The 15739-nt window shown below is 28.0% G+C and carries 18 protein-coding genes and 1 riboswitch; of the genes, 8 read left to right on the top strand and 10 right to left on the bottom strand.

All coding sequences use genetic code 11. The annotated features are described in order from the left end of the window. Positions 1–3: 3 nt before the first annotated feature. Entirely contained in the window at positions 4–558 is a 555-nt protein-coding gene (locus ACWI69_RS00900; RefSeq protein WP_448819990.1) for a phosphatase PAP2 family protein, read from the top strand. Positions 559–760: 202 nt separating this feature from the next. Here the strand turns inward: ACWI69_RS00900 and ACWI69_RS00895 are convergent, their stop codons facing one another. The 4 genes from ACWI69_RS00895 to ACWI69_RS00880 all read right to left on the bottom strand — a co-directional run bounded on the left by ACWI69_RS00895 (position 761) and on the right by ACWI69_RS00880 (position 3273). After that, positions 761–997, bottom strand: a complete 237-nt coding sequence (locus ACWI69_RS00895) for a hypothetical protein (RefSeq protein ID WP_448819989.1) — start codon at positions 995–997, stop codon at positions 761–763. Between the two features lie 255 nt (positions 998–1252). Then, the gene (locus ACWI69_RS00890) at positions 1253–2170 is read right to left on the bottom strand and encodes a sirohydrochlorin cobaltochelatase (RefSeq protein WP_448819988.1); all 918 of its coding nucleotides are present in this window, start codon (positions 2168–2170) and stop codon (positions 1253–1255) included. A gap of 57 nt (positions 2171–2227) precedes the next feature. Beyond that, a riboswitch (cobalamin riboswitch) is annotated at positions 2228–2402 on the bottom strand. A gap of 74 nt (positions 2403–2476) precedes the next feature. Continuing rightward, positions 2477–2734, bottom strand: a complete 258-nt coding sequence (locus tag ACWI69_RS00885; protein WP_448819987.1) for an N-ATPase subunit AtpR — start codon at positions 2732–2734, stop codon at positions 2477–2479. An 83-nt stretch (positions 2735–2817) separates the two neighbouring features. Continuing rightward, positions 2818–3273 carry a hypothetical protein gene (locus ACWI69_RS00880; protein ID WP_448819986.1) on the bottom strand — a complete coding sequence of 152 codons (456 nt, stop codon included), beginning with the start codon at positions 3271–3273 and terminating at the stop codon, positions 2818–2820. A gap of 317 nt (positions 3274–3590) precedes the next feature. On the opposite strand from ACWI69_RS00880, the gene ACWI69_RS00875 reads away from it, so the two are divergent. Together ACWI69_RS00875 and ACWI69_RS00870 are read left to right on the top strand one after the other, a co-directional pair. Continuing rightward, entirely contained in the window at positions 3591–4910 is a 1320-nt protein-coding gene (locus ACWI69_RS00875) for a dihydrolipoyl dehydrogenase family protein (protein ID WP_448819985.1), read from the top strand. Positions 4911–5014: 104 nt separating this feature from the next. Next, positions 5015–5929 (top strand): SAM-dependent methyltransferase, encoded by a 915-nt coding sequence (locus ACWI69_RS00870; protein ID WP_448819984.1) that lies wholly within the window; start codon positions 5015–5017, stop codon positions 5927–5929. Between the two features lie 31 nt (positions 5930–5960). Here ACWI69_RS00870 and ACWI69_RS00865 read toward each other — a convergent pair whose 3' ends face one another. Then, on the bottom strand, positions 5961–6503 hold the full coding sequence (locus ACWI69_RS00865) for a tyrosine-type recombinase/integrase (protein WP_448819983.1): 543 nt from the start codon (positions 6501–6503) through the stop codon (positions 5961–5963). 269 nt (positions 6504–6772) lie between these two features. On the opposite strand from ACWI69_RS00865, the gene ACWI69_RS00860 reads away from it, so the two are divergent. Both ACWI69_RS00860 and ACWI69_RS00855 read left to right on the top strand, forming a co-directional pair. After that, positions 6773–8101, top strand: coding sequence for an MATE family efflux transporter (locus ACWI69_RS00860; RefSeq protein WP_448819982.1), 1329 nt, complete (start codon positions 6773–6775; stop codon positions 8099–8101). A 67-nt stretch (positions 8102–8168) separates the two neighbouring features. Further along, a complete protein-coding gene (locus ACWI69_RS00855) occupies positions 8169–8630 on the top strand; it encodes a C-GCAxxG-C-C family (seleno)protein (RefSeq protein ID WP_448819981.1) in 462 nt (153 codons plus the stop codon). Between the two features lie 69 nt (positions 8631–8699). On the opposite strand, the gene ACWI69_RS00850 is transcribed toward ACWI69_RS00855, so the two are convergent. The 5 genes from ACWI69_RS00850 to ACWI69_RS00830 all read right to left on the bottom strand — a co-directional run bounded on the left by ACWI69_RS00850 (position 8700) and on the right by ACWI69_RS00830 (position 13261). Continuing rightward, positions 8700–9761, bottom strand: a complete 1062-nt coding sequence (locus tag ACWI69_RS00850) for a M42 family metallopeptidase (protein ID WP_448819980.1) — start codon at positions 9759–9761, stop codon at positions 8700–8702. Between the two features lie 724 nt (positions 9762–10485). After that, positions 10486–11709, bottom strand: a complete 1224-nt coding sequence (gltS, locus tag ACWI69_RS00845; protein WP_448819979.1) for a sodium/glutamate symporter — start codon at positions 11707–11709, stop codon at positions 10486–10488. A gap of 95 nt (positions 11710–11804) precedes the next feature. Next, positions 11805–12539 carry an MBL fold metallo-hydrolase gene (locus ACWI69_RS00840; protein ID WP_448819978.1) on the bottom strand — a complete coding sequence of 245 codons (735 nt, stop codon included), beginning with the start codon at positions 12537–12539 and terminating at the stop codon, positions 11805–11807. 79 nt (positions 12540–12618) lie between these two features. Beyond that, positions 12619–12990, bottom strand: a complete 372-nt coding sequence (locus ACWI69_RS00835) for a VOC family protein (protein WP_448819977.1) — start codon at positions 12988–12990, stop codon at positions 12619–12621. 130 nt (positions 12991–13120) lie between these two features. Continuing rightward, positions 13121–13261: a hypothetical protein gene (locus tag ACWI69_RS00830; protein ID WP_448819976.1), complete on the bottom strand. Its 141-nt coding sequence runs from the start codon at positions 13259–13261 to the stop codon at positions 13121–13123. A 219-nt stretch (positions 13262–13480) separates the two neighbouring features. Here ACWI69_RS00830 and ACWI69_RS00825 point away from each other — a divergent pair, with 219 nt between their 5' ends. The 3 genes from ACWI69_RS00825 (at position 13481) to ACWI69_RS00815 (ending at position 15735) form a co-directional block, all read left to right on the top strand. Then, the gene (locus ACWI69_RS00825) at positions 13481–14008 is read left to right on the top strand and encodes a GNAT family N-acetyltransferase (protein ID WP_448819975.1); all 528 of its coding nucleotides are present in this window, start codon (positions 13481–13483) and stop codon (positions 14006–14008) included. 35 nt (positions 14009–14043) lie between these two features. Further along, on the top strand, positions 14044–14448 hold the full coding sequence (locus ACWI69_RS00820) for a hypothetical protein (protein ID WP_448819974.1): 405 nt from the start codon (positions 14044–14046) through the stop codon (positions 14446–14448). 96 nt (positions 14449–14544) lie between these two features. Beyond that, on the top strand, positions 14545–15735 hold the full coding sequence (locus ACWI69_RS00815) for a redoxin domain-containing protein (RefSeq protein WP_448819973.1): 1191 nt from the start codon (positions 14545–14547) through the stop codon (positions 15733–15735). Positions 15736–15739: the final 4 nt, after the last annotated feature.

The following is a 15739-nucleotide window of genomic DNA, read 5'->3' as shown; positions in this document are numbered from 1 at the left end:
AACTTGGCTGAGATAGGTGATATTTTATTATTTTATTTAATTGGGTATATTCTCATTAAAAAAAATAATCTTCTTAAAATAAAGTTAAAAATAATGAAACAAGATTATATAGCTTTTGGAATTTTCCCAATTTTTATATATGCAAAATATAAACGAGATTCAGCTTTAGAAAATCTAATTTTAAGAATGATTATTATAGTATTTTATGGTGTGCTTATAGCCACTTCTTTAAAATTTATTATTATGAGAAGTCGCCCTTATCAAGAATGGAATAATTTTGGATTCTATTCAATTAAAGGAGTTTTTCAAAAAAAAATCCCATTTTCAGATGGATATATGTCCTTTCCTTCAGGTCATACAATGGTAGCTTCATGTGGATATTTTTTTCTAGCATTTACAAGTAAAAAAAAAGTTTTAAAAATGTTCTGGATCATTTTACCAATATTGGTTGCACTTTCAAGAATTTATCTATCTTTTCATTGGACAAGTGATGTTTTTGCAAGCTTAGGAATTGGAATTTTTTTAGCAAATAGGTATCAAAAATATCTAAAAATATAACAAAACTTTTGCTTTCATAGTTTCCTATAGAATTCTAAAGTTTTTTTGGCAAAAAAGAACAAAATAAAATGTTTCACTCTTTTCCAAGCTTTTTCCGTATTTATACGATAAAAAAAGTAGTAGAAAAATCTTTTGATTTTTCTACTACTTTTTTTATTTTTGAAACTTCTATGGAGGTAGTTCACAGTTCTAAAAGAAATAACTAGACAATAACTTCCAATAAATCCCAATTTTCTTCACTTCTTTTAAAATATCTGATAACCCAATCATTCTCTAACTTTAGCTTTAATTTTTCAATATACTCACTCGCATCCTCTGGCGTAGGAAAAAATTGTCTTGAATCTATAAAGTCATAATTTTCATTATTAATAACTTGTATCCCCTTAAAAATTTCAACTTTATACTGTCTCTTTAGTTCTTGCTTCTTTACGTAATTCATAAAACCTCCGATTTAAATTTTATAAAATAGTCAAATAAAAATAAAACAGCCTTGTTCCAATTACAAGGCTGTATGATAAATCATTTAAAGACTTTATATTTTTAAACTATATACTTTGACAAAAAATACTATTTCATATCATTATATCGTATATTTGTAAAAAAGTACAGTTTTATTATTTTTGAAATTTATATATTACGTAAACTAAATCTAATTACTTTACAGTTCTCCTATTTTTTACAATATTCAGATATTTTATAACTCCTTATTTTTTGCATATTCCGCTTTTTTATCTATAATATCTATACCTTTATGTTTTTCAAGAAACTTTGCATTTCCAACAAACATATCCTGAATTTCAGAAATTTCTCCAAGAGGAACAAGCTTAACCTTAACTTTAAATCCTGCTTTTTCTAAATTTTCCTTCCATTCTCCTGCAATATCATTTTTAGCATGATCTCCTGCAACAAACATCATTGGCATTAAAATAATCTCTTTTTTATTATCTCTTTTAAGTTGTTTCACTACATTTTCAAAGGTTGGATACCCTTCAATTGTACCGACGTAAACTGGTTTTTCCATATCTTTAGCCATGTAATCAAACATTGCATAAGCAGATGTCGCTGAATTATATGTTCCATGCCCTACCAAAACAACTGCTTCTTTTTTATTTAAAGTTCCTACTGTTTTCAATATAGCATTAATCGTATCTTCATAGTGATGAGGATCACTTAACAGTGCATCCCCAACTCTTAAATTATTGAAATCTTTTGCATAAAGTTGAGCCTCTTTTCTTATTGAATCCATTTCTACACCATCAATTACATTTGTTGGCTGTATAATTACATTCTTATACCCTTGTTTTTTTAAAGATGCTAAAACCTCGCTTGGATTATATTTTTTTATTCCTTCATTAGCCGCAACTCTTTTAGTTACAATTCTAGATGTGTATGCTTCGAATACATCCGCTTTTCCGTCAAAGGCTTTTATAGCTTTTTGGTTGATTGCATCAATAGTTTTAGCTCTAGTATCCGAATGCGTTGTTCCAAAGTGCGTCATAATCACTGCACTTTTTCCTCCTGTATAAAAGTCCGCATCTTCAAATGCTTCCTCCCCATGTGCTAGTGTCAATGCAGTAGACAAACAAAATAGTGATAATAATAATTTTTTCATAGAAATATCCTCCCAAATATAATTTTAATTTGGAAGAAGAGTAACCTCTTCTCCGTCCTCGCAGAAATTGTAGTGGCAGGTCTCCTGACTCAGATTCATCCTACTTGTATCCCTTCCCAAATAAATATATTCAGTGGTTTTAATACTTTCGTCCTCTTTACAGTGGCGGGACCGCTTAAGCTTCTCACTTAATTCCCTTTTAATCTTTAGAACCATTACAAAGGTATATTATCACTAACGTGTATTTTTTTCAACCATTCTATAAAAAAAGAATACTTTTTACTTTTTTTATATATTATATTGATATCAATATTTATCATTTTTATAGAAATAAACAATATAAACTCTTGATAAAATTACTCCAACCAAAGCTGCGAAAAATCTATAACCACTATTTTGAGATAAATAATAAAATCCTCCCAAAAGAATTAAAATTCTTACTATTGAAGTTATAAAAATAAACAGTGACGGATTTTTAAACTTCTTGCTTTTATTAATTTCGCAATTCAAACTATAGAAAAATAAAAATCCCAAAAGAATTCCACCTATAAATGCTATAATCATAATGTTACCCTCCTCTTACAACTTCATATATTAATTACTATGATTTTATTATTATTTACCATCAAAAAATCTTTTTCCTTGCTCTATTTTATTTCTTCTATGACTTCTAATAAAAACTTCTTACATTGGTCATTTTTTATTGTGTAGTAAACCTCCTGAAGAGCTGGTGAAGGAAATTCTGTCAAAAGTATATTTATAGCCATCCTATCTCTATAGATATCTGACCTATCCAAACTTCTTTCAACTTTTTTCAGACTTTCTTCATCTCCTTCTAAAAGATTGTCTATAATTGTATTAGCGTTTTTAATTAAAATTTCTAAATTTGTAAGTCGATCTCTTCTATTTCTAACTTTATTTTTTTCATAAAATGTTTTTCCTTTATTTAATTCCGTTAAAAGACCGAACAGATTAAGCTCTGGATTTTTTTCTAAAATATTTAATATTTTTCCATATATTATATTACTTTCTTTGTCTTCAGGACTTTGATTTTTTAAGTTTTTTATGTATTTTTCTGAAATTTTAATTAATATATCGTTCATAAAAGTTTCCTCCATAATATTTTTCTTAGACTCATAGTATAACATATTGTACAAAACATTTAAATAACTTATACATAATATTGCAATTATATGATATTTTATCAAAACGCCCTAATTCATCCTCTCCCTCATAGTTTCTATTGTTTTTTCCTAAAATATGGTATAATCAGACCACGTAAATTTTAATTTTAAAGAGATGAAAACTGGGAAAAACTTAATATGAAAGACATGAGTCAGATACTTCCCACGAAGCTCTGTCCTCTATTAGGGCGACGGTAATTCACGTTATATACTTAAAAACAATGGAGGAAACTTATATGTATTATCATACAATCGTAATTGGTGGTGGAGCTGGTGGACTCACAACCTCAATTGGACTTGCTTCTGCCGGAAAAAAAGTTCTTTTAATTGAAAAGGATCATTTGGGTGGTGAATGTACTTGGGGAGGATGTATTCCATCCAAAAGTTTTATTTCAGCCTCTAAAACTGTCTCAACCCTGACAGAAGCCCTTGAAATGACTTTAAAAAATGTTCATACTATTGGAGATAACGAGCTCCCTCATATCTCTAGCTTTAAAAATATTGACTTTATAAGAGGGGAAGGAACTTTCGTTGATAAAAATACCATCTTAGTTAATGGACAAAAATATATCGGAAAATATATTGTAATTTCTACAGGAAGTTCTCCTTTTATTCCTGATATAAAAGGATTGGAGAAGGTCAAATACTTGGCTAACCACAACTTTTTTTATGAAAAAAGTAATTATAAAAAAATTATTTTAATTGGAGCTGGTGTAATTTCTCTAGAACTAGCTTTTCCTTTAAAAAGACTAAATATTGAAGTCACTATTTTAGAAAAATCCAATACTTTTTTACCTACATTAGAAGCTGAAATAAGAAATTTCTATCTCAATAGATTAAAAGAAACAGGCATTAATTTAGTCTTAAACTGTACATCCATTGAAGTTGAAAATTTAGGCAATAATGTCTTGGTAAAAACTAATAATGGTGAGTTCTTAAGTGAAAAAATATTCATATCTGCTGGTAGAACTCCAAATATACAAAATCTTAATTTAAATAAAGCTGGTATCAAACATGACATAAAGGGAATTTTTGTTGATAATTTTATGAGAACATCTACAAAAAATATATTTGCAATTGGTGATATTGCCTCATCTTTTAAATTCTCTCACGTAGCAGGACATCAAGGGGAAATTGTTGTTAGAAATATCCTTTTCCCATTTATTCTAAAAAAGATGGACTATTCTTTTATTCCTTGGACTCTTTTTGGTGATATTGAAGTTTCAAAAATTGGACTAGATGAAATAGAAGCTCGTAAAAAATACAAAAGAATACACACCTATTCTCTGGATTTGAACAACGAGAGAAGTTTAATCACATTTGAAAAAGCTTTTTTCCTAAAAATTATTTGTGATAGTAAATTTAATATTGTTGGGGCTACTTGTATCGGTGAACGAGCTGGTGAAATTATCGGCTTTTTACAACTTATGATTGGAAACAAAATTAAATTTTATAAGGTTATGAATTCTGTACAAGCATATCCGACATATACATATTACATTAGAAATTTAGCTAAAAAAGCTTATGTGGATTATCTAAAAAGTTTTTTGCCATAATTTTTTCAACTCTTATGCTATAATATAAGATATTATCAGTAGAAAAAGAAATTCAAATGATGAAAATAAAGATTAAAATTTTAAATCTATTATAGGAGTGATCGATGTTTATTTATACAGTTGTTAACATTGGAAGTGAAAAATTATTAAAGGAAGAAATAGCTATAAAATACCCTAAATTAAGCTTTGCTTATTCTAGACCCGGTTACGTAACCTTTAAAGATACTACCGGAACTTTAAACCTAAATAGCAAACTAAATTTAGTTTTTGCAAGAGTATATGGAATTTCTTTAGGAAAAGTTGATAAAAATAATCTAGAAAATGAAATAAAGAAATATTCTATCAACAAAATTCATAGATTTTCTTTTATAAATGGTGAATCATCAGGAGAAAATGCAAATACTGGAGATACTGTTTTGGATATATTAGAAGTAAAAGAAGGAGAATACTGGTTGGGAATGAGAATAATCCATAAATACTCTTGGAACATTCCTGGAGCAAACCCCAATATTATTCTTCCAGAAGATGCTCCATCTAGAGCTTATTTAAAAATAGCTGAAGCATTGATTTGGACAAATTATAATTCTAAGAAAAATGAAATCGTTCTTGAACTCGGATCAGCTCCCGGAGGGGCAAGCTATGCTCTTCTGGAAAAAGGATTCAAAGTCTATGGAGTAGATAACGCACTTATGAACGAAAGCATTTTAAAAAATCCTTTGTTCACCCATATAAAAGAACCTATGCAAAGAGTGCAGGACTCTGATATTCCCAAACCTTGCCACCTTTTAGTCTCTGACGTCAATGTTTTGCCATCACTTATCTTGGGACAGCTTAAAAGATTTATCTCTATAAGACCAAGTATTCATACCGTTTATTATACCTTAAAAATTGGAGATAAAATATCCGTAAAAGAGATTTTAAAACATATTGAGACTTTCAAAACATTTGGATTTACTGAGGTACACGCAACTCAACTTCCAAGCAATAGATCTGAAATTTTACTTTATGGTAAAAAATAGTCGTTTTTTAATAGTTTTTAAAAATTTATATTTAAAAACCGAGCCTTTGTCTTCCTCTATAATCATCAGCTTTTTCTTTATTTACCTTAATATATTTCTGCGTGACAGAGACACTCGAGTGATTTAAAAGTTGCTGAACAAACATAATATCTTTAGTCTCATTGTATGCCAAAGTAGCAAAAGACTTTCTAAAACTATGTGTACTTATAAAAGTGCTATCAACATTTTCATAATCACACGCTTTTAGTATTTGATCTTGCACTTTTCTTACAAAAGCCTTTACTTCTTTTTCATTCGAAGCAAAGATAAAATTATCTTCTCTGGTTCTATTTTTAAAAAGATATTCAACAAGCTCCATATTTATTTTTGTAATTTGGGGCTTTTTTGTTTTTTTTTCAATTATTTCTAACTTTCCAAATTGAATATCATTATATCTAAGTCTAGCTATATCTTGAATTCTAAGTCCTGTATTCAACTCCACTAACAGCGCATTTCTCACATCTTGTTTTATCTTTATTGATCCTAAAATAGTATCAATTTCTTCCTTACTTATAGCCTTTGTCATTTTTCCCATTTTCCATCACCCTAATTGATTATAACATTTATATTTTATTTAGAAAACCTCTTTCTATATTAGTACGAAGATTAATCAAGACAATCTTTTTAGCTTCTAATTTTTTTAAGCAACTAACTTTTTTGGAGTTTTACATTAAAATATTTGTAATTTATGATATAATATAACAATGGAATTTTTTTAAGCAACCGCTTAATACCGAATTCCCATTAAAAAAAATTAGCTCTAGACCCATTCTAGAGTTCACGATATCATTGGAGGAAATTGTTATGCAAAAAAAATTGTTGAGCGAAAACCTTTTTAAACTTATTTTTAAATATGGAGTTCCCTCTATTCTGACCATGTGGATCTTCTCTTTATATACCATAGTAGATGGAATCTTTATTGGAAAATTTTTAGGAGCTAAAAATTTAGCTGCTGTAAATATTGTTATGCCTTATGTTAACTTTTCTTTTGCTATTGGTATAATGATTGCAGTTGGAAGCTCTACAATGATTGCAATTCAACTAGGGGCTGGAGAAGATAAAAAAGCATTAAAATCGTATAGTACCTCTTTACAACTTTTTATGATTTTCAGTTTAATTTTAAGTTCAATTGGAATTTTCTTTCCTGAGAAAGCTGTCCAAATTTTAGGAGCTAATGATATTATTTTGGAAGAAGCAACAACCTATCTGTTTTACTTATCTTTTTTTACTCTTTTCTATATGCTTTCATATGGTTTTGAAAGTTTTGTCAGAATAGAAGGAAGTCCGAACTATTCTTTACTTTGTATATTGGGTGGAGCTATTATGAATATTGTTTTGGACTATTTTTTAATAGTTATACTGGGTATGGGAATTAAAGGCGCAGCTATCGCTACTGGGGCTGCTCAAATGACGACAGCTTTAATGTTAGGATATTACCTATTATTTAAAGCTAAAAAATTAAAATATACCTTTATTAAATTTAATTTAAAAACTATAGGTTCTATTCTATACAATGGCTCTTCAGAATTTTTAACTGAAATGGCTACTGGTGTAGTTATAATGGCTTTTAATATAAATATAATGACTATAATTGGAAGTGACGGTATTTCTGCTTTTAGTGTTATAAGTTATGTATCTACTCTTGTCACCATGACAATGATTGGATTTTCTCAAGGATTACAGCCTATTATAAGTTTTAACTATGGTGCTCAGGCCAATAAAAGAGTTTTAAAACTTTTAAAAATTGGAACTTTTATTGTATTCTCTTTGGGAATTTTCTTCTTTCTTCTGATAAATATATTTGCTGATGAATTAGTTTCTATCTTTATAAAAGAAGATAAAGCATTATTTTTTCTAACTAAAGAAGCTATTATATACTATAGTTTCACATATATTTTAATGGGTATAAATATTATTATTAGTTCCTATTTCACAGCTATAGAAAACGCTTTTATATCAAGTATTTTGAGCGTCTTAAGAGGTCTTATTTTTATTAATATTCTCTTATTCCTTCTACCAGAAATTTTTAATACAAAAGGTATATGGCTATCTGCACCTATCAACGAGGCTATTATGCTTCTAATATCCACTCTATTCTTTTTGTCAAACAGATGTGAAAAAATTATTGAATAAGATTTTTGCTACTTTTTCATATTAATGTTAAAATATATACATAAATAAAAAACAGGGAATGAGAGCAATGAACAAAGAAATAAGTATTAAAAAAATAAAATTTGATGCAGAAGAGGCTTACAGAGTAGGAGATTTCTTTTGCTCAGAAGCAATCGTTAACTCTATCAGAAATAATATTGATCCTGAAATGCCAGAAGCATTAATTGCTGCTGCTTCAGGATTCCCAGTTGGTATTGGAAAATCTAAGTGTGTTTGTGGAGCTGTCAGTGGGGGAGTAATGGCAATTAGCTATTTTTTTGGAAGAACTAAAGGTGGCGATACAAAAGTCAATAAAAATCTTGAGTTAGCCTACGAATTGCAGGAAGAATTTAGAAAAAATCATAAAGTTTTATGTTGTAAAATTTTAACTCACGGAATGGATATGGGTGCAAAGGAACATAAAAATCAATGTGTTTCTTTTACAGGAGAGATTGCTGAAGTTGCGGCAACTATTATCGCTCGAGAACTTAATCTAAAAATTATTGATTAATATTTTTCAATCCTTTTTACTAGAATCAAAAAATGTCAAGATTTTGTCTTGACATTTTTTATTATAAATTTAAAAATTTTTTATTGTATCTTTCGTTAATTCTTCCAATATCTTTTTCCCTAAAAATATTGCATTTTTATAATCTTTTACTGAAGCGTATGTATAGTGAGTATGTATATATCTTGTTGGTATTCCTATAACCACCGTTGGAATACTTTTTTCGGTAATATGATATTTACATCCATTAGTACTTCCTCCACTTCTTGCTATAACTTGAAATGGAATATTATTTTTAATTGCTATATTTTTTACATACCCTTGAACCCTTGGATTTGAAACCATTCCAGCATCCAAAACTCTAAGTTGAATTCCTTTTCCTATCGCTCCTTTTGATGAGAAAGAATCCCGAAATGTATCGTCTGCTGGTGCTCCTTCAAAAATAATAGCAAAATCGGGCTTTAATGTATTTGCCGCTACTTGAGCACCTCTTAATCCAACCTCTTCCTGAGCACTCACTACACCTACTGGCTCAACTCCTAACTCGCTCAATTTTAATTCTTTCATTATTTCCATCACAATAGCACACCCAAGCCTATTGTCAAAAGCTTTCCCTCGAACAACTTCTATCTTTTCATCATATGAAAACATTACATCTGGTGTTATTGGATTTCCAACTTCTATTCCGTATAACTCCACAGTTTCCTCATATGAACTGGTTCCAATATCTATAACTAACTCTTCTATCTTAGGTAATTTTTGCTTTTCTTCAGTCGTCATAAAATGTGGTGGTTTAGAAGATACAACCCCTTTTATATATTCTCCCTTAAAATTTTTTATAACAACAGAATGTGCTGGAATATTTGTTATATGCCATCCTCCTAGAGGTAAGAATGTTATAGTTCCATTGGCTTTAATTCCTTCGACTATAAAACCAACTTCATCACTATGACAATCTAATGCTACAATAGGTTTATTTATCTCTTTAGTTCTTTTTATGTAAAGATTATTTATTGAATCTCTTTCACAAACATAATCTTTCATATTATCCTCTATAAAAGTTATCACTTCCTCCTCATGACCCGGTGCACCATGTAAGTTTGACAATTTTTCTAATAGTTTAATTGTTTTCATTACTCCCTCCCCAAAAACTATTTGATAGAATCATACCTTTTTTAATTTTAAAAATCAATTTTTATTTTATTTTTTATAGTTAAAGATGCCCCTATTAAAATTAATAAAAAAGAGGGTTTCCCCTCTCTTTCCGTCTATTGGAGTTCCGAGTTCCAACAAACTAAAACGGTTATCTCTTCCCTAGTAAAGATTTTTAGTAAGGATAAAGAAAACTATAACGATTAGAATTTTTAACATGAATACACCCCCTTCCATTGAAAGGCTGGTCTTCTTAAGAGTTAACCGCTTTTACAGTATAACATTAGTTACAAAAAATAAAAAGAGAAAGGTCTCGGTTTCCTTTCTCTTTTTCCATTTATAGTGTATCCACTTTTTCTAATCGTCACCTGAATTATAACCCTTTCTTATCCAAAAATCAACTAAAAAATAAAAAACTCTTCCTTTTTGGGGAAAAGGAAGAGTTTCATAACACGGGGGAGTGTTAAAATAAAAAGATTTAAATAAATTTTTTGGGGGGTATTAAATTTACTTAATCATCGGTTTCAATTAATGATACCATATCCGTAAATCTATGTCAACTATGTTTTTGTTTCGAATATAATTTTAAGAACTATGTTCTTATTCTGTTCTTTATTTACAATTTATACCCATTAAAGTTTTTATAGTATTGTATTTTGGCAACTAATGTAATTTTTTTGTTTTTAATACACTTCAATATCTCAATTTATTTAAACATATTTATTGCACCAATAATTACAGGCATTTGAAATATATCTATTAAAAATGCACCTGTTAACGTTACTATTAAATAAGGGTTAACTGTATATCCGTGCCTTTCAGATATCTCACCCATATTTAACATTGCATTTGTTGTAGCTCCTAGCCCTGAACCACACATTCCCGAAACCATTACAGCTGCATCATAATCTTTTCCCATTGCCTTAAATACAATTTGACTAGTAAAAAATGCCATAAATAAAACTTGAGCAAATAAAATTAAAAACATTGGTACAGCTAAAGAAGCTAGTTCCCATAATCTTAGAGAAATTAAAGCCATTGATAGGAATATATTTAAAGAAGTTATTCCTAAAATATCAATTAAATTTCTATTTAAGTTAATGAAACTATATTTGACATTTAAATTATTAAAAATTATTGCAACAAACATTGCGCCAACATAAGATGGAAGAGCTAAATCGAAATATGATTTTAACATAGATGAAAAACTAGTTCCTATCATCATTATTATTGAAAGTACAGCTATATGCTTTAATAATTCATCAGCTGTTATATTTTGATATGAAAATTTCTCTTCAAAATTAACATCATCCTTTCCAACTATGTTTACTGCTTTTAAATCATTTTTTCTTATCAAATATAATGCTAATGGTGCTCCTAGTAATCCGCCAGCTAATAAACCAAAGGTTGCTGAAGATAGAGCCATTGTACTTGCTCCCATGACACCCAATTGTTCGACAGTTTTCCCAAAGGCTCCAGCAGATCCATGTCCTCCACTCATAGAAACAGAGCCAGCTAAAACTCCATATAAAGGATGAATATTTGTTATTTTAGCTACTCCAACTCCTATAACCGTTTGCATAAATGTCATTACTCCACTTAATAACCAAAATATAACTAAAAGTTTTCCACCTTTTTTTAGTGCTGCAATTGATGAACCTACTCCAATTGTTGTAAAAAATACTACCATAAAGGGATCTTGCAAAGTTGTATCATATTTTATTGTTCCAATTCCTAATTGCTTTATAATTAGATGTATTACTGCAAATAGTATTCCACCAATAACTGGTGCTGGAATTCCAAATTTATTAAAAAATTTAGAGTTATTTTTTATGTATAATCCTATGTATAACGAAATTAAATCAATTGCCAGTGTTCCAATCATATTAAAACTAATTAAAAATCCAAAATTATCAGTTAAAAAATTCATAAGCCCCTCCTAATATTTTTATAAAATTTTAATTAGTATTTTATCTACTTTATTTTTTTATAAAAGTCAAGGTTTAGGGTTTATTAAGCTGATATTTAAATATTGATTTCCAATTTTAGTAAAAAGTTAGTTTTTTCTATTATAGCTCCTTCTACATTAAATCTTGCAATTCTTTCTTTAAACTCTTTACATATATAAAAGTTTTCATCAAAATGCATTGGTACCATTATTTTTGGTTTTACACTCTCAGCAAAATATTCTCCACCTAAATAACAAAACTCCTCTAACCTAGGGTCTATTGGAAAAAATACTATATCTATCTCTTTATTTTCGTTAATTTCTTTAACAATTCTTTGGTAATATTCTCTCATGTATTTCTCTTCATCTGGAGTATCATCCTTCCAATACCACCAGTTTAAATCACCCGCATGAAATATTTTTATTCCATCCGCTTCAACTAAAAATGAAACTCCTAAATCTGTAGAACCATATGCTTTTGTCCTAACTCTATCTTTAACAAAAGTTTCATTTTCACTTATTTTATGACAATTTTGTAATTCATCACCGAAAGATATATCGCTACTTAAAATATATTCAATTATCCCAAATTTATTTTCCCAAGAAAAAATATCTTTATTAAAATGATCATAATGACTGTGAGACGAAAAAACTAATACTTTCTTTTTAGTATTTAAAATTTTTTCATTTAACGATATCTCATCCTTTTCATTTTTTACAGGATTTTTAAAATAATCAAATATTATAACATAATTTCTTGTTTCAACTACAAAGCAACTGTGATAGATATAATAAATTTTTAAATCTTCCATAATAAACCTCCAATATTTTTTATAAATAAATTTTTTAACATAATAAAAAAGGAGAATCTCTTCTTCTCCTTTTTCATATTTATTTTCTTGGAGGAATAACCTCTAACCAATATCCATCTGGATCATTTATAAAATAAATTCCCATAGCTGGATTTTCATAGCAGATGCATCCCATTTCTCTATGTTTTTCATGTGCTTCCTCATAGTTATCAGTTACAAAAGCCAAATGAAACTCTTCATCACCTAAATTGTATGGTTCTTCTCTGTCTCTTATCCATGTAAGTTCAATAGTAAATCCTGTTTCACCATCACCCATGTAAACTAAGATAAAACTACCATCTGTTGCTTCTTTTCTTCTTACTTCTTTTAAACCTAATGCTTTCTTATAAAATTCTATACTCTTTTCTAAATTTAAAACATTAATATTAAAATGATTAAAAACAAATTTCATAGGTCCCTCCCTAAAATATAATTATGTAAATAATACATTAATTATAGATTATTTGTCAATAGACACTAATACCTTTATAAAATAAAAAGCTCAAATAATATATTTGAGCCTCTTTCATACCATTTTAATTTTAACAAACTTTCTCTTGCTCATCTATATTTTTATCTATTATATCTTGCTTTAGACCAAGTATAACTAAATCAAGTAACTCATCTATTGTATAATTTTTTAACTTTTCTTTTAGTTCTTTCTCTTTTTCTTTATAATCCAACTTTGCCTCCACTAACTCTAAAAAAATTCAAATTTTGTATACAATAATAATAGCAAATTTTTCTATTCAATTAAATTATATAAAATAAATACTACTGTTTAAACTATATATAATCTATAAATGTAGTGTAAAGTTATTAATAATAAAATGAAATATTTGACTTTTAAAAAATTTAAGGGTAATATAAGTGTCAATATCTTAAAGATGGAGGTTTTTCTTATGTTCAAAGGTAAAAAAATCAAACTTAGAGCCTATAAATCAACTGAAGTTGAAAGAGTCTTATCACTAATTGAGGAAAATAATTTAAGAGACACCTTGTCAATTGGAACCATTTTCCCATTATCTTATGAATTTCAAAAAAACTTTATGGAGAAAAATTTAGCTCCTAATGGAGAACTGTTTAATTTTGCAATTGAAGATCTTGAAAGTAACAACTATATTGGAGGATGTGGAATCAATAGTTTGGATAGAAAAAATAGTGTTGCTACAATTGGACTATGGATTGGTAAAGAATATCATGGTCACGGTTTTGGTTCTGATACTTTAAGGGTTCTTTGTAAATTTTTATTTGAAGAAATGAATATCCACAAAATAAAATTAAATTATTTTGAATTTAATAAAGCTGCTAGAAAGTGTTATGAAGCTGTAGGCTTTAAAGAGGAAGGAAGAAATAGAAAAGAATTGTATAGATACGGTAAATACTATGACACTATTAATATGGGACTATTTAAAGAAGAGTTAAAGTAATGAATAGTTATCCCTTTAAAAAGGAGTGATTTAAAATGTTTGAACAAGAATTTATTGAAAAACATATTAATTACGTTTTTAAAAATTGGAATGTTGGATATGAAGATTTGGACCAAGATGTGGAAGCTAGTTATAACGACGACTCTTTACCTAAATCCGTAGAAGACATTATTTATGACTACTACACTGAAGACATTAGAAAAGTTTTGGAAAATATTTCAAAAGATAATAATTTATTTTTTCTATATAATGATACTGTCATTGAAAAATTAAATAAAATTGATACAACTCTTTTGAATGAAAGAGAAAATTTGGTTTTATCTTTTTTAAAGGTAAACTATAAACCAGCACAAAATAAATGTTGTTGGGATTTAATTTTAGATAACTTTTATGAAGTGGTAGAAACACTTCGTAAGGAATATATCAAAAAAAATATATAGTATTAAAATCTAAATTAGTTAGTAAAAATATATTCTTGATTTTCCGTAAAAAATACTGTATTCTTTTGATAATAACTGAATACAAAGGAGTTTACTATGGAAGTTGGATTACTTTTTTATTTTTTAACTTTTTTAGGAGGATTTCTTTCTTTTTTTTCTCCGTGTGTGATACCTATAATTCCCATATATTTTAGCTTTCTAGCTGGAAACGGTAAAAAAAATGATTGTTATGGAAATATTATCTATAATCAAAAAAAGGTTTTTTTTAATACCTTATTTTTTATATTTGGTATTTCTACTTCATTTTTTATTTTGGGATTTTCTTTTACAGCAATCGGCGATATTGCATTTAGTCAAAAAGATATAATATCTAAAATAGGTGGTATTATTATTATTGCTCTAGGTTTATTTCAACTTGGAATAATTAAATTAAACCCTCTATATAAAGAAAAAAGAATTGCTTACACCAATAAAAGGATAACACCTCTCGTAGCATTTATAACTGGATTTACTTTTAGTTTTGCTTGGACTCCCTGTATAGGTCCAATTCTTTCTTCAGTTTTAATTTTAGCTGCTAGCTTGAAAGATAATACTATTGGAAATTTATTAATTTTCATTTATTCTCTAGGGTTTGTTATTCCTTTTTTACTAATTGGATTATTCACGGCAACTTTATTAAATTTCTTTAAATCTAAACAAAAGTTTTTAAAATATACAGTTAAAATTGCTGGAGTTTTTCTAATAATTATAGGTACGCTTACATTCTTTGGATATACGAACCAACTATCTAATTATTTTCTTTCATCACCATCCAATAGCTTAATATCTAACAATTCGGATGCTGTTTTAAATAAAGATAGTTATCGTCTAATAGATCAATATGGGAACGAACATATTTTATCTGACTACAAAGGTAAAGTTGTCTTTCTAAATTTTTGGGCTACCTGGTGCCCGCCTTGTAAAGAGGAAATGCCATATATCGAAGAACTTTATAAAGAGTTTGGAGAAAATAAAAAAGATGTCATTATACTTGGAATAACAAATCCCGTTACAGAAGAAAATCTAAATGGACAAGATAAAAATATTGATGAAATTAAATATTTTTTACAAGAAAATAATTACTCTTTTCCTACAGTTTTTGATAGAACAGGTATATACTTTGATAATTTTAAAATTAGAGCTTTTCCAACTACATATATTATTGGAAAAGATGGTGAAATTAAAACTGCTATTCCAGGAGCTATGACAAAACAGCAAATGTTAAAACTTATTAATACTAATCTTTAGTTTT

Source organism: Cetobacterium sp., from assembly GCF_977044495.1.
The sequence above is the reverse complement of the archived record's forward strand: the minus strand, read 5'-3'. Positions and strand labels throughout refer to the sequence as shown.

Coding starts and splice junctions, on each gene's coding strand:
- ACWI69_RS00895 (WP_448819989.1), bottom strand. CDS start 997: ATGAATTACGTAAAGAAGCAAGAACTAAAGAGACAGTATAAAGTTGAA.
- ACWI69_RS00890 (WP_448819988.1), bottom strand. CDS start 2,170: ATGAAAAAATTATTATTATCACTATTTTGTTTGTCTACTGCATTGACA.
- ACWI69_RS00885 (WP_448819987.1), bottom strand. CDS start 2,734: ATGATTATAGCATTTATAGGTGGAATTCTTTTGGGATTTTTATTTTTC.
- ACWI69_RS00880 (WP_448819986.1), bottom strand. CDS start 3,273: ATGAACGATATATTAATTAAAATTTCAGAAAAATACATAAAAAACTTA.
- ACWI69_RS00875 (WP_448819985.1), top strand. CDS start 3,591: ATGTATTATCATACAATCGTAATTGGTGGTGGAGCTGGTGGACTCACA.
- ACWI69_RS00870 (WP_448819984.1), top strand. CDS start 5,015: ATGTTTATTTATACAGTTGTTAACATTGGAAGTGAAAAATTATTAAAG.
- ACWI69_RS00865 (WP_448819983.1), bottom strand. CDS start 6,503: ATGGGAAAAATGACAAAGGCTATAAGTAAGGAAGAAATTGATACTATT.
- ACWI69_RS00860 (WP_448819982.1), top strand. CDS start 6,773: ATGCAAAAAAAATTGTTGAGCGAAAACCTTTTTAAACTTATTTTTAAA.
- ACWI69_RS00855 (WP_448819981.1), top strand. CDS start 8,169: ATGAACAAAGAAATAAGTATTAAAAAAATAAAATTTGATGCAGAAGAG.
- ACWI69_RS00850 (WP_448819980.1), bottom strand. CDS start 9,761: ATGAAAACAATTAAACTATTAGAAAAATTGTCAAACTTACATGGTGCA.
- gltS (WP_448819979.1), bottom strand. CDS start 11,709: ATGAATTTTTTAACTGATAATTTTGGATTTTTAATTAGTTTTAATATG.
- ACWI69_RS00840 (WP_448819978.1), bottom strand. CDS start 12,539: ATGGAAGATTTAAAAATTTATTATATCTATCACAGTTGCTTTGTAGTT.
- ACWI69_RS00835 (WP_448819977.1), bottom strand. CDS start 12,990: ATGAAATTTGTTTTTAATCATTTTAATATTAATGTTTTAAATTTAGAA.
- ACWI69_RS00825 (WP_448819975.1), top strand. CDS start 13,481: ATGTTCAAAGGTAAAAAAATCAAACTTAGAGCCTATAAATCAACTGAA.
- ACWI69_RS00820 (WP_448819974.1), top strand. CDS start 14,044: ATGTTTGAACAAGAATTTATTGAAAAACATATTAATTACGTTTTTAAA.
- ACWI69_RS00815 (WP_448819973.1), top strand. CDS start 14,545: ATGGAAGTTGGATTACTTTTTTATTTTTTAACTTTTTTAGGAGGATTT.